Origin of the sequence: Nonomuraea sp. NPDC052116 (assembly GCF_040680035.1) — a bacterium.
Lineage (GTDB): Bacteria > Actinomycetota > Actinomycetes > Streptosporangiales > Streptosporangiaceae > Nonomuraea > Nonomuraea angiospora_A.
This window is the reverse complement of the sequence record NZ_JBFAWA010000002.1, coordinates 393707-406863: the sequence shown is the minus strand read 5'-3', so window position 1 is coordinate 406863 and position 13157 is coordinate 393707. Positions and strand designations below refer to the sequence as shown.

Annotated in this window: 13 protein-coding genes; 9 read left to right on the top strand and 4 right to left on the bottom strand. The window is 69.5% G+C overall.

What is annotated here, in order from left to right; all coding sequences use genetic code 11:
* The first annotated feature begins 24 nt into the window (after positions 1-24).
* Genes rbfA through truB form a run of 3 tightly spaced genes read left to right on the top strand, consistent with a single transcriptional unit; the run spans position 25 to position 2386 of the window.
* Entirely contained in the window at positions 25-480 is a 456-nt protein-coding gene (gene rbfA, locus AB0L65_RS04745) for a 30S ribosome-binding factor RbfA (protein ID WP_350724643.1), read from the top strand.
* On the top strand, positions 477-1532 hold the full coding sequence (locus tag AB0L65_RS04740; RefSeq protein WP_364240264.1) for a DHH family phosphoesterase: 1056 nt from the start codon (positions 477-479) through the stop codon (positions 1530-1532). The genes rbfA and AB0L65_RS04740 overlap by 4 nt, the downstream gene beginning before the upstream one ends.
* Positions 1514-2386: a tRNA pseudouridine(55) synthase TruB gene (gene truB, locus AB0L65_RS04735; RefSeq protein ID WP_364240262.1), complete on the top strand. Its 873-nt coding sequence runs from the start codon at positions 1514-1516 to the stop codon at positions 2384-2386. The genes AB0L65_RS04740 and truB overlap by 19 nt, the downstream gene beginning before the upstream one ends.
* A gap of 25 nt (positions 2387-2411) precedes the next feature.
* Here the strand turns inward: truB and AB0L65_RS04730 are convergent, their stop codons facing one another.
* Positions 2412-3431 carry an SAM-dependent methyltransferase gene (locus AB0L65_RS04730; RefSeq protein WP_364240260.1) on the bottom strand — a complete coding sequence of 340 codons (1020 nt, stop codon included), beginning with the start codon at positions 3429-3431 and terminating at the stop codon, positions 2412-2414.
* 82 nt (positions 3432-3513) lie between these two features.
* On the opposite strand from AB0L65_RS04730, the gene AB0L65_RS04725 reads away from it, so the two are divergent.
* The 6 genes from AB0L65_RS04725 (at position 3514) to AB0L65_RS04700 (ending at position 10343) form a co-directional block, all read left to right on the top strand.
* Positions 3514-4440, top strand: coding sequence for a bifunctional riboflavin kinase/FAD synthetase (locus AB0L65_RS04725; RefSeq protein ID WP_364240258.1), 927 nt, complete (start codon positions 3514-3516; stop codon positions 4438-4440).
* Positions 4441-4641: 201 nt separating this feature from the next.
* Positions 4642-4911, top strand: a complete 270-nt coding sequence (rpsO, locus tag AB0L65_RS04720; RefSeq protein WP_185071789.1) for a 30S ribosomal protein S15 — start codon at positions 4642-4644, stop codon at positions 4909-4911.
* Positions 4912-5210: 299 nt separating this feature from the next.
* Entirely contained in the window at positions 5211-7568 is a 2358-nt protein-coding gene (locus AB0L65_RS04715) for a polyribonucleotide nucleotidyltransferase (RefSeq protein ID WP_364240256.1), read from the top strand.
* Positions 7565-8878 carry a pitrilysin family protein gene (locus tag AB0L65_RS04710; protein ID WP_364240254.1) on the top strand — a complete coding sequence of 438 codons (1314 nt, stop codon included), beginning with the start codon at positions 7565-7567 and terminating at the stop codon, positions 8876-8878. Before AB0L65_RS04715 ends, AB0L65_RS04710 begins: the two co-directional genes overlap by 4 nt.
* A gap of 89 nt (positions 8879-8967) precedes the next feature.
* Entirely contained in the window at positions 8968-9705 is a 738-nt protein-coding gene (dapB, locus tag AB0L65_RS04705) for a 4-hydroxy-tetrahydrodipicolinate reductase (protein ID WP_350724657.1), read from the top strand.
* Positions 9706-9869: 164 nt separating this feature from the next.
* Positions 9870-10343 (top strand): GNAT family N-acetyltransferase, encoded by a 474-nt coding sequence (locus AB0L65_RS04700; RefSeq protein WP_364240252.1) that lies wholly within the window; start codon positions 9870-9872, stop codon positions 10341-10343.
* A gap of 5 nt (positions 10344-10348) precedes the next feature.
* On the opposite strand, the gene AB0L65_RS04695 is transcribed toward AB0L65_RS04700, so the two are convergent.
* The 3 genes from AB0L65_RS04695 to AB0L65_RS04685 all read right to left on the bottom strand — a co-directional run bounded on the left by AB0L65_RS04695 (position 10349) and on the right by AB0L65_RS04685 (position 13148).
* On the bottom strand, positions 10349-11152 hold the full coding sequence (locus AB0L65_RS04695) for an AAC(3) family N-acetyltransferase (RefSeq protein ID WP_364240250.1): 804 nt from the start codon (positions 11150-11152) through the stop codon (positions 10349-10351).
* Positions 11153-11254: 102 nt separating this feature from the next.
* A complete protein-coding gene (locus AB0L65_RS04690; RefSeq protein WP_350724663.1) occupies positions 11255-12262 on the bottom strand; it encodes an adenosine deaminase in 1008 nt (335 codons plus the stop codon).
* A gap of 10 nt (positions 12263-12272) precedes the next feature.
* Positions 12273-13148, bottom strand: coding sequence for a 1,4-dihydroxy-2-naphthoate polyprenyltransferase (locus AB0L65_RS04685; protein WP_355201604.1), 876 nt, complete (start codon positions 13146-13148; stop codon positions 12273-12275).
* Between the last annotated feature and the right edge of the window lie 9 nt (positions 13149-13157).

Sequence of the window (13157 nt, the reverse complement as noted above, 5' to 3'; positions counted from 1 at the left end):
GATCGTGCGTGAGGGGGAGCGAACATGGTGGATGCCGCACGAGCGCGGAAGCTCGCCGACCGCATCCAGCAGATCGTCGCCGAGATGCTGGAGCGCCGGATCAAGGACCCGCGCCTGGGCTTCGTCACCGTGACCGACACGCGCGTCACCGCCGACCTGCGCGAGGCGACCGTGTTCTACACCGTGTACGGCTCCGAGGCCGAGCGGTCCGACAGCGCGGCCGCCCTCGAGAGCGCCAAGGGGATCATCCGCTCCGAGGTGGGCCGCCAGACCGGCGTGCGCTTCGCCCCGACGCTGACGTTCAAGCACGACCCGCTGCCCGACTCCGCGCGTCACCTCGACGACCTGATCACCGCCGCCCGGTCCCGGGACGCGGAGGTGGCGCGCCGGGCCGAGAACGCCTCCTACGCCGGCGAGTCCGACCCCTACCGCAAGCCCGAGGAGGGCGAAGCGGACCTGAGCGAGGACGACCAGGCGTGACGCCCGACGTGCGAGACAGGGCGGATCGCCCGTTCCGTGCGGACTCCCGTACGGTCACCGGCGGCGCGATCCCCGAGGCCGCATGGGACCGGGCCCTGCGGCTGATCGGCCGGGCCGACGAGATCGCGCTGGCCTGTCACGTGACGCCCGACGGCGACGCCCTCGGGTCGATGCTGGCCGTGGGGTTCGTGCTGCGGTCGCTGGGCAAGCGGGTCGTCGCGTCGTTCGGCGACCACCACTTCGTGGTGCCGCGGCTGCTGCGCTTCCTGCCCGGCCAGGACATGCTGGTGCCGCCGGCGGACTATCCTGCGGCGCCGGACCTGATGATCACCTTCGACGTATCGACGTTCGAACGCCTCGGGCTCCTGCGCGAGAACACCGCCAGGGCCCGCGAGGTCATCGTCGTCGACCACCACCCCTCGAACGAGGGGTTCGGCACGCTCAGCCTCATCGACTCCACGGCCGCCGCGACGGCCGTGCTGGCCGAGCAGCTGATGTACCGGCTCGGCGGGGGGCTCGACCGCGACATCGCCGTCTGCCTCTACACCGGGCTGGTGACCGACACGGGGTCGTTCCGGCACTCCTCGACCACGCCCGCCGTGCACCAGATGGCGGCCAGGCTCGTGGCGACCGGGCTGCGCACCGACGAGATCGCCCGTGAGCTGTGGGACCGTTCCCCGTTCGGCTACCTCAAGGTGCTGGCCGCCGCCCTCGACCGGGCGGCGCTGGAGGACGGGCTGGTCTGGACGTACGTGACGCGGGTCGACCGGGCCGCGCACGGGCTCCCGTACGCGGAGCTGGAAGGCATCATCGACATCGTCCGGCGCACGGACGAGGCCGAGGTCGCGGTCGTGCTCAAGGAGGACGACCAGGGCGACTGGCAGGTGTCCACCCGATCCAAGGGCAACGCCGACGTCGGGGCCGCGTGCGCGGCCCTGGGCGGCGGCGGGCACCACAACGCGGCCGGTTACACCTCGCACGAGACCGTGGAGGCGACCATGGACGCCTTCCGGCGCGAACTTGGGAAGGTTGGATGGTCGAGAGCGGGCTGATCATCGTCGACAAGCCGGGCGAGTGGACGTCCCACGACGTGGTGGCCAAGATGCGGCGCATCGCGGGCACCCGCCGTGTGGGACACGCGGGCACACTCGACCCGATGGCGACGGGCGTGCTGGTGGTCGGCGTGGAGAAGGCCACCAGGCTGCTCGGCCACCTGACGCTGACCGAGAAGGTGTACGAGGCCACGATCAGGCTCGGCGTGAGCACGAACACCGACGACGCCGAGGGCGAGGTCACCGCCACGGCCCCGGCGTCCGGTGTCACGGCGGCCGAGATCCACAAGGGCGTCGCGGCGCTGACCGGGGAGATCATGCAGATCCCGCCGCAGGTGAGCGCCATCAAGGTGAACGGGCAACGCGCCTACAAGATGGCCCGCGCGGGCGAAGAGGTCGAGCTGCGGGCCCGGCCCGTCACCGTGCGGACGTTCGACGTGCTCGACATCCGGGCGCACGACGACGTCGTGGACGTGGACGCGGTCGTGACCTGCTCCAGCGGCACCTACATCCGCGCGCTGGCCCGCGACCTGGGCGCGGCGCTCGGGGTCGGAGGGCATCTGACGGCGCTGCGGCGCACCCGCGTGGGGCCCTACGGCCTGTCGCTGGCCAGGACCATCGACCAGCTCGCCGAGGAGTGCGTGATCCTGCCCATCGGCGAGGCGGTGGCGGCGGCGTTCCCGCGCCGGGACGTGACGGCCGAGGAGGCACGCGTCATCGGGCACGGGGGGCGGCTGGCGGCCGCCGGGCTGGGCAAGGGGCCGATCGGCGTCTTCGGGCCTGAGGGCGAGCTGCTGGCGCTGATGGAGGAGCAGGGCCAGGTGGCCAAACCCCTCGCCGTCTTCATCTCCTAGGCCCCTCTGAGGGCTTCGTAAGGGGTTATGCGGGTTTGCGGGCGACGATGATGTCGCGGACGATCGCCTGGTCGACCCAGTGCTCGAAGTCGGGGTAGTCCATCACCTGGAGCCCCGCCCCGTCGAGGATCTGGGCCAGCTCCGAGCTCTTGCCGCCGTAGGTGTTCCACGAGATCCCCATGGCCCCGCCGGGCCTCAGCAGCTCGGCCCAGCCGGGCACGGCCTGTCGCAGCAGCTCCATCGGGCTGCGCGACAGCCCGCCGCCGCCCTTGCTGCCGTGCTGGACCCCGTACGGGGTGTCGGTCACCAGGGCGTCGAACGAACGCGGCTTGAAGAAGTCCCTGCTCTTGAGGGTGTCGGCGTTGACCACGGCCAGGTGCTGCACGTCGCCGGCCTTGACCGCCTCCTTCGACAGCCCGAACGTGACGTTGAGCCGCCGCCCGACCAGGGCCCGCTCGCGCCGCACCGGCACGGTCTCGGCGGTGTGCTTGAGCCGCTTGTTGCGCAGCCAGGTCTTGATGAACCCGGAGTACGCCTCGAAGTCCTTGCCGTCGACGTCGAGCCCGTACGCGTCGTAGCCGTACATGAGGGCCTGGTTGAGCGTCGTGCCGCGCCCGCACAGCGGGTCGAAGACCGAGAGCCGCTCGCCCAGCCCCTTGGCCCCGGCCAGCAGGGTGACGTTGAGCAGCAGCTTGGTGAAGTGCTCGTTGGTCTTTCCGGCGTATTTCTGGATGGTGATCAGGTCGCTGCTCAGCCGGTCGAGCGACGACATGGAGAGCGGCCGGAGCAGCTCCCCTTCAACCCCGAAAATCGCATAAACAGAGGAAAGATTCGACAAAAGAGAAATATCCGGCTGCGTCAGCGGCTCGGATGTCTCGAAAGTCACATACGGCACACCGCCGACTGTGGTCTCCTCGCTGGCGAGGACCTTCCCGTCCAAGCCGTACCTGCTGAAGACCGCCAGCTCACTCCTGGTCAGCCGGATGGAGCTCTCCCCGTAGACCCGGTTGAAGGCAGGCAGGATCAGAAGCGCGTAACGAGGCATGATGCCCGATCCTATCGCCCTCGATTGGAGCGAACGGTGACGCGCGTGGCAGGCTTGTGGGGGATTGATCCGCCACAAGCGAATGGGGCCTAGCGTGCAGGGTTCGGGAAGGTCTGTCGTCACCATCGGCGTGTACGACGGGGTCCACCGCGGGCACCGGCGGGTGGTCGAACGCGCTGTCGCCATCGCCCGCGGGCGGGGGCTGCGCAGCGTGGCCGTCACGTTCGAGCCGCACCCCGACGAGGTCGTGCGGCCCGGGACGCATCCGCTGCGGCTCACCAGCCCGCGGCGCAGGGCCGAACTGCTGGCCGGGCTTGGGGTGGACGAGATCGACGTGGTGGAGTTCACGCTCGACCTGTCGCGGACGAGCCCGGACGACTTCGTCCAGACCGTGCTGGCCGAGCGGCTGGCGGCGGCCGTCGTCGTGGTGGGCGAGGACTTCCTGTTCGGCCACGAGGCCAGCGGGGATGTGGAGACTTTGCGGACGCTGGGCGACAAGTACGACTTCGAGATGGAGGCCGTGCCCCTGCTCGACGCCGTCTCCTCGGCCTCGATCCGCGCGCGGATCGTCACGGGCGACGTCGAGGGCGCCAGTGAGCAGCTCGGGCGGCCGCACCGGGTGGAGGGCGTCGTCGTACGCGGCTACCAGCGCGGACGCCAGCTCGGCTTCCCGACGGCGAACGTCGAGACCGCCCAGCACACCGCCATCCCGGCCGACGGGGTCTACGCGGGGTGGCTGGAGTGCGTGCCGATGGCCAATCTGCCCGCGCTCTACCAGGGGGAGCGGTGGCCGGCGGCGATCTCGGTCGGTACGAATCCGACGTTCGAGGGAGTGCCGCGGACAGTCGAGGCTTATGCGCTTGATCGGGATGATCTAGAGCTTTACGGGGTTCATGTGGCGGTCGAATTCCGCGCCCGGCTACGTGGCAACACCCGATTCGACTCCATCGAGGCGTTGATCGAGCAGATTCACGCCGATGTCGACGCCGCCCGCCGCCTCACGAGCTGAAATCCGCGAAATCGCGACGCGGATAAAGCCCGGAAAAGGAGCGCCCGAGCACTGCGCGTGAAGTGGTAACCTTGCATGTCGGCTCAGTAGCGGCGCCGCTGCGCGCTGCCCATGACGGCCTTCACGCGGCGACTGTAGGTACGCACGGTCGTTCGCATCTTTCATCATCGTTCACGCGTGCCCGTAGCTCAAAGGAGAGCCGTGTCCCTCGACACCGCTGCCAAGAAGTCCATCATCGGCGAATACGCGACGGCCGAAGGCGACACCGGGTCGCCCGAGGTGCAGATCGCACTGCTGAGCAAGCGCATCAGCGAGCTCACCGAGCACCTGAAGACGCACAAGCACGACCACCACAGCCGTCGTGGCCTGCTTCTGCTCGTCGGTCGCCGGCGCCGCCTGCTGAAGTACCTGCAGAAGGTCGACATCCAGCGCTACCGCTCGCTCATCGAGCGGCTGGGCCTGCGCCGATAGCATGAAAGGGAGCGGCGAACGCGCCGCTCCCTTCTCATATGGGTAGAGCCATATGGTCGGATATGTGGCGATGTGGATACGTTGTCACATCTGACCTACAACTGAAGATCCGAGACACACAGCCCCCGCGTCCGTTCAGCACCATGCGACCCGCGACGCCTGCGGGCCGGTCCTCGGTAGTGGCTTCCGGTAGGAATTTGACAGTGAGACCGGGCGCTTCGATCGAAGACCGGCGCTGCACCTAACGAGGGTGCCGGTGAGAAAAAGGGCGCGGGAGACCGACCACAAGGAGGTCCCCCGTGGAGGGTGTCCACACCGCTGAAGCCGTCATAGACAACGGCTCATTCGGCACGCGTACGATCCGGTTCGAAACCGGTCGTCTCGCACGCCAGGCGGCTGGCTCCGCCGTCGCCTACCTCGACAACGACACGATGGTGCTCTCAGCCACCACCGCGTCGAAGTCCCCGAAGGAGAACTTCGACTTCTTCCCGCTCACCGTCGACGTCGAAGAGCGCATGTACGCCGCGGGCCGCATCCCCGGTTCGTTCTTCCGGCGTGAGGGCCGTCCCTCCGAGGACGCGATCCTCACCTGCCGCCTGATCGACCGGCCGCTGCGCCCGTCGTTCGTCAAGGGTCTGCGCAACGAGATCCAGGTCGTCGCCACGGTGATGGCGCTCAACCCCGACCACCTCTACGACGTGGTGGCGATCAACGCCGCGTCGCTGTCCACCCAGCTCGCCGGGCTGCCGTTCTCCGGCCCGATCGGCGGCGTGCGCGTCGCCCTGATCGACGGCCAGTGGGTGGCCTTCCCGACGCACCACGAGCTGGAGCGGGCCACGTTCGACATGGTCGTCGCGGGCCGCGTGCTCGCGGACGGCGACGTCGCGATCATGATGGTCGAGGCCGAGTCCACCAAGGACACGCTGAAGCTGGTCGCCGACGGGGCCGTCGCGCCCACCGAGGAGACCGTCGCGCAGGGCCTGGACGCCGCCAAGCCGTTCATCAAGGTGCTGTGCGAGGCCCAGTCGCGCATCGCGCAGGTCGCGGCCAAGGAGACGGCCGAATACCCGGTCTTCCTCGACTACCAGGAGGACGTCTACGCCGCGGTCGAGGCCGCGGTGAAGACCGAGCTGACCGCGGCGCTGACCATCGCGGGCAAGCAGGAGCGCGAGAACGAGCTGGACAAGGTCAAGGCGCTGGCCGCCGAGAAGCTCCTGCCCGAGTTCGAGGGGCGCGAGAAGGAAATCTCCGCCGCGTTCCGCTCGGTGATGAAGAAGCTCATGCGCGAGCGGGTCGTCAACGAGGGCATCCGCATCGACGGCCGCGGCACCAAGGACATCCGCGCCCTTTCTGCCGAGGTCCACGTGGTGCCCCGGGTGCACGGCTCGGCGCTGTTCGAGCGCGGCGAGACCCAGATCATGGGCATCACCACGCTCAACATGCTGCGCATGGAGCAGGTCATCGACACGCTCAACCCTGAGCGGACCAAGCGCTACATGCACAACTACAACTTCCCGCCCTACTCCACCGGTGAGACCGGCCGGGTGGGCTCGCCCAAGCGCCGCGAGATCGGTCACGGCGCGCTGGCCGAGCGGGCGCTGATCCCGGTGCTCCCGACCCGCGAGGAGTTCCCGTACGCCATCCGCCAGGTCTCCGAGGCGCTCGGCTCCAACGGCTCCACCTCGATGGGCTCGGTCTGCGCGTCCACGATGGCGCTGCTGGACGCGGGTGTGCCGCTCAAGGAGATGGTCGCGGGCATCGCGATGGGCCTGATCGGTGAGGGTGACACGTACGTCACCCTGACCGACATCCTCGGCGCCGAGGACGCCATGGGCGACATGGACTTCAAGGTCGCCGGCACCAAGGACGTCATCACCGCCCTGCAGCTCGACACCAAGCTCGACGGCATCCCCGCGAGCGTGCTCGCGGCCGCTCTCAAGCAGGCCAAGGGCGCGCGCCTGGCGATCCTCGACGTGATGCAGGAGGCGATCAACTCTCCGGCGGAGATGAACCCGACCGCGCCGCGCATCATCACCATCAAGGTCCCGGTCGACAAGATCGGCGAGGTCATCGGCCCGAAGGGCAAGATGATCAACCAGATCCAGGACGACACGGGCGCCGAGATCACCATCGAGGACGACGGCACGATCTACATCGGCGCCACCGACGGCCCGTCAGCCGAGGCGGCCCGTTCGGCGATCAACGCCATCGCCAACCCGCACATGCCGGAGGTCGGTGAGCGCTACATCGGCACGGTCGTCAAGATCGCGGCCTTCGGCGCGTTCATCTCGCTCCTGCCCGGCAAGGACGGCCTGCTGCACGTCTCCCAGATCCGCAAGCTGCACGGCGGCAAGCGCATCGAGAACGTCGAGGACGTCATGAGCGTCGGCGAGAAGATCCAGGTCGAGATCGCCGAGATCGACGCCCGGGGCAAGCTCTCGCTGGTGCCCGTCGAGGTCATCGAGAAGGAGGCCGCGGAGAAGGAGGCGAAGGCCGCCGCCGCGCCCGCCGAGGGCGACGACGACGACACCACCGAGGCCCCGCAGGCCGAGGAGGCCGCCGCGCCCGCCGAGGACAAGGCGGAGCGGCCCCGCCGCACCCGCACCCGCGTCCGCACGCGCGGCAGCAGCGCCGACGGGGACGACCGGAACTCGTGAGCACAACCACGCTGCACCCCGGCCGGGACGGAGCCGGGGTGGTGAGGCGCACCGTCCTCCCAGGCGGGCTGCGCGTGGTGACCGAGACCATGCCGACCGTGCGTAGTGTCGCGGTCGGCATGTGGGTCGGCATCGGCTCGCGTGACGAGGCCCCCGAGCACACGGGGGCCACCCACTTCCTCGAACACCTGCTGTTCAAGGGCACCCCGACGCGCGACGCCATGGAGATCTCCGCCTCCATCGAGGGCATCGGCGGTGAGATCAACGCCTTCACCGCCAAGGAGTACACGTGCTACTACGCACGCGTGCTCGACGAGGACCTGCCGGTCGCGGTCGACGTGCTGGCCGACGTGGTGACCAGCTCGCTGGTGACCGAGGAGGACGTCGAGTCCGAGCGCGGCGTGATCCTCGAAGAGATCGCCATGCACGACGACGACCCCTCTGACGTGGTGCACGAGCAGTTCGCCGCCGCGCTCTACGGCGACTCGGCCATCGGCCGGCCCATCCTGGGCACGGTCGAGTCGATCAACACCCTCGGGCGCGAGCGGATCGCCGAGTACTACCACCGCTACTACCGGCCGCGCCGCACGGTCGTGTCCGTCGCGGGCAACATCCGGCACGAAGAGGTCGTCGAGCTGGTCACCAGGGCGTACGAGCGGGCGGGCGCGCTGGGCGGGCCGGCCGAGTTCGCGGCCCCGCGCACCAGCGGTCCCGGGGCCGAGATGCGTTCCGGCGTGCGGGTGCTCGACCGGCCGACCGAGCAGGCCAACCTGGTGCTCGGCACGACCGGCCTGTCCCGTACGGACGACCGTAGGTTCGCGCTGGGCGTGCTCAACGCGGCGCTGGGCGGCGGCATGTCGTCCCGGCTCTTCCAGGAGATCAGGGAGAAGCGCGGCCTGGCCTACTCCGCCTACAGCTACACCTCCGCCTACGCCGACACCGGCCAGTTCGGGATCTACGTGGGCTGCCTGCCGTCGAAGATCGACGACGTGCTCAAGATCTGCCGGGACGAGGTGTCCAGGGTGGTGGCCGACGGCCTGAGCGCCGACGAGATCATGCGCGGCAAGGGCCAGATGCGCGGCGGGCTCGTGCTCGGCCTGGAGGACACCGGCTCGCGCATGTCGCGCATCGGCAAGAACGAGCTCGTCTACGACGAGCTGATGTCGGTGGACGAGGTGCTGGCACGCATCGAGGCGGTCACTCCCGACGAGATCGACGAGGTGGCGCGGGACGTGCTCAAGCGGCCGCTCACGCTCGCCGTGATCGGCCCGTACGGTGACAAGGACTTCACCGAGGCCGTCCGCCCATAAGGATGAACCCGCCACATGGGTCCTGAACGGCCACGACAGTGAGCCGGCGGTCCCATGGGCGGGTTTTCCCGCTGGTATAGGGTTGGCCTGTGATCAGGGTAGGTGTGCTGGGCGCCCGCGGGCGCGTCGGCGTCGAAGTGTGCAAGGCGGTCGAGGCGGCCTCCGACATGGAGCTGGTGGCCGCGATCGACAAGGACGACCCCATCGAGGGCCTCGAAGGCGCCGAGGTGGTGGTCGACTTCACCCATCCCGATGTCGTCATGGGCAACCTCGAATGGGCGATCCGGCACGGCATCCACCCGGTGGTGGGCACGACCGGGTTCGACGAGGGGCGGCTGGAGACCGTGCGCGGCTGGCTGGCCGAGTCGCCGGGCACCCACTGCCTGATCGCGCCCAACTTCGGCATCGCGGCCGTGCTCATGATGCACTTCGCGCAGCAGGCGGCCCGCTACTTCGAGTCGGTCGAGATCGTCGAGCTGCACCACCCCAACAAGGCCGACGCGCCGTCCGGCACGGCCCGCCGCACGGCGGAGCTGGTGTCCGAGGCGCGTGCCAAGGCGGGGCTCGGCCAGATGCCCGACGCCACGAGCACGGCGCTCGACGGCGCCCGCGGGGCCGATGTCGGCGGTGTCCCCGTGCACTCCGTGCGGCTGTCCGGGCTCATCGCGCACCAGGAGGTGCTGCTGGGCGGTGAGGGCGAGATCCTCACGATCCGGCACGACTCGATGACCAGGGCGTCGTTCACGCCGGGCGTGCTGCTCGGGGTGCGCCGCGTACGCGAGCTCCCAGGTCTCACCGTGGGCCTCGAGCCGCTCCTCGACCTCTGACCTCGGCAGGGACCTCGGTAGGGGCCGCACACGACGTGCCCACAACCGTACGGTCGCGGGCACGTCGTGAGGAGAGGGTTCCGGCTCCGCACAGCCGGGCCTTACGATCATCAACATTAAAATATGAGCGGCGGGATCCGGCTCCACCATGAGATCGTGTCGGCATGGTGCGATGGGCCGAAACAGGTGAGCTCCCCGGGCTGACCGCGATCGAGCTGGCGGCGGACAAGCTCTTCGAGCAGGTTGACATCGTTTTCCCGCCCGGCACCACCATGATCGAAGAGGTCGACGACCCCCTCAGGGTCCTGGTCGAGGGGACGCCTCCCACGGGGTTCGCGCTGATCGGGTGGGTGGACGGCAACCTGCACCTGGACCAGCTCGCCGTGCATCCCGGCCACATGCGCCAGGGCATCGGCGGGCGGCTGGTCGCGGCGGTGCTCGACCACGCGCGGGCCGCCGGGGCGCCTGCCGTGACGCTGACGACCTACCGCGACGTGCCCTGGAACGCGCCGTGGTACACGCGGCACGGCTTCTCGGTGCTGCCCGAGGAGGAGTGGGGCCCGGAGTTGCGCGCGCTGGTGGAGCACGAGCGGGAGCTGGGCATCGAGATCGCGCCTCGCGTGGTGATGCGCCACTAGGCAGGCTACGGGCGCCGTCCGTGGTCAGGGCCGCGGTTGGCGGCGAACCAGGCGGCGGCGTAGTCGACGGCGGCGGCCAGCGGGAACAACCGGGCCTGCGCCGCGCCGACCGGCCCACACCGTACGTCAACATCCTGCTCGAAGTCGGCCCCCAGGCGCGCGAAGTCGCTGTCGTCCACCCGCACGTCCTCGAACTCGCACCACGCCCGCCCTTCCCCGTCATCCACCACGGCGCGGTAGCTGCGGCGCGGCGGGTCCGGGTGGTAGCGGTATTCGGCCAGGTGGAACGCGGTGCACCTGTCGTAGCCGACGCCGAGCAGCAGGACGAGGGCACCGGCCTCGTAGAGCCTGGCCAGGGGGGATCGCTCGCCCAGGAGGCAGTCGCGGGCGTGATCCCCGATGATGTGCGCCGCCTGCGGGCCCACGGCGGCGAAGGACGTCTGCGGATGCGCGCTGCGGCGGGCGTCCGGTGCGGTGCGGACACACTCGGGGATTCGGCCCATCCGTACGGACGGGGTGGAGCCGGGGTCGTAGGCGGGCATCCTCGACCGGAAGGCCTCGGTCTCCTCCGGCGACATCCCGGCCACGGCGGCGCGGTAGACCGGGGAGGTGTCGGAGTTGGCCGAGGTGCCGGTGGGCACGGTGAGCGTGCCGTCCGGACCCAGCGACTCCCTGAGGGCCGCGACCACCGTGTGCTCCCCGCCCTCGACCCGGCCGATGCTGCTGAGTGAGGAATGCAGCAGTACGACCTGCCCAGGCTCGACACCCAGAGCGGAGAAATCCCGACTTATGCGGGCATAATTCACCATGACATTCCCTTTTGGGGAGCACACTGATCGGGCACCGCGTCAGCTTAACTTTCGTGCGCCGTGACCATTTCCCGCTTTCCCGCTTTCCCGATTGAGAATTGCTCAGCCGGTCGCGGCGACGTACGCGTCCACCTCGGCCAGATAGGCGTCCTTGAGGTGCCGGGGGAGCCAGGTGATCTCGAAGGCGTTCCGTTCGAGCTGGGCCAGCTCCTCGCGGTTGAGCTGGAGCGCGCCCTGCAGCGCCTCGAGGTTTTCCCCCACGTAACCCGCGAAATAGGCGGGATCGTCGGAGTTGATCGTCACCCGCACGCCCAGGTCCATCAGCTTGCGGATGCCCTCGGCCTTCATCGAGTCGGTGACGTAGCCGTTGGAGATCGGGCAGCAGGTCAGCCCCATGCCCCGCTCCAGGACGACCTCCACGAGCCGCTGGTCCTCCAGGATGTTGACGCCGTGGTCGATGCGGTTGACGCCGATGTCCTCGACGGCCTGGCGGATGTGCTCGATCGAGTTTTCCTGGTCGACGTCGCAGTGCATGGTCAGGAGGTAGCCCTCCTGCCTGGCGCGCTCGTACACGGCCGCGAACTTGACCGGCGGGTTGCCCTTCTCGTCGGAGTCGAGCCCCACGCCCGCGATCCACTCCTTGTACGGCAGCGACTCCAGCAACGTCGCCATCGCGTATTCGGCCTGGAAGTCACGCAGGAAGCACATGATGAGCTGCGCCCGCACCCCGAGGCGCGCCTCCGCGTCCATCAGCGCCCGCCGCAGCCCGCGGATCACCACGTCGAACGGCACGCCGCGCGAGGTGTGGGCCTGCGGGTCGAAGAAGATCTCGGCGTAGCGGACGTTCTGCTCGGCGGCCTTGCGCAGGTAGGCCATGGCCAGGTCGTAGAAGTCGGGCTCGGTCCGCAGGACCTGCATGCCCTCGTAGTAGACCGTGAGGAAGGACGGCAGGCTGTCGAAGGCGTAGGCGGCCCGCATCTCCTCGACGGACGAGTACGGCAGCTCCAGGCCGTTGCGCCCGGCCAGCTCGAACTTGAGCTCGGGCTCCAGTGTGCCCTCGATGTGCAGATGCAGCTCGCACTTGGGCAGCCCCGCGATGAAGTCCTTCACACGCCCAAGCTTAGAAGACGATCGCCAGCCCCACGGCGAACAGGAGCCCGTACGCCAGCTGCAGCTTGCCCGTCTGCTGCAGCACCGCGATCAGCGCGGGGCCCACGGCCTTGCCCAGCACGGTCCTGATCGGGGGGATCGCCAGCGGCGCGGCCAGCAGCACGAGCGCGGCCCACGGCGTCACCGGGACCATCGCCAGCGCCACCACGAACGGCACCACCTGGCAGGCCACATAGAGCGCCCGGGTGCGCTCCGCGCCCAGCACCACGGCCAGCGTGCGCTTGCCGGCCTGGCCGTCCGTGCCGACGTCGCGCAGGTTGTTGACCACGAGCATCGAGCACGAGAGCAGCCCCACCGGGATCGAGGCGAAGAACGCCGGCCAGCTCAGCGACTCGGTCTGCACATATGCCGTGCCCACCACGGGCACGATCCCGAAGAACACGAACACGGCTATCTCGCCGAGCCCGCGGTAGCCGTACGGGCGCTTGCCGCCGGTGTAGAACCAGGCGGCGGCGATGCACGCCGCTCCCACCAGCAGGATCCACCACGCCCGCGTGACGACGACCAGGATCAGCCCCAGCACCGCCGCGACCGCGAAGCAGCCCAGCGCGGCGACCAGCACGTCACGCGGGCTCGCCGCCCGTGAGCCCACCAGCCGCATCGGGCCGACCCGCTGGTCGTCGGTGCCGCGGACGCCGTCGCTGTAGTCATTGGCGTAGTTGACGCCGATCTGCAGCGACAGCGCCACGAACAGCGCCAGCACCGCCCGCCACCATACGAAGCCGCCCTCGCCGATCGCCACGCCCGTGCCCACCATGACGGGCACGACGGCGTTCGGGAGGGTGCGCGGGCGGGCGCCCGCGATCCACTGGCCAGGGGTTGCCATGTCTGTCGT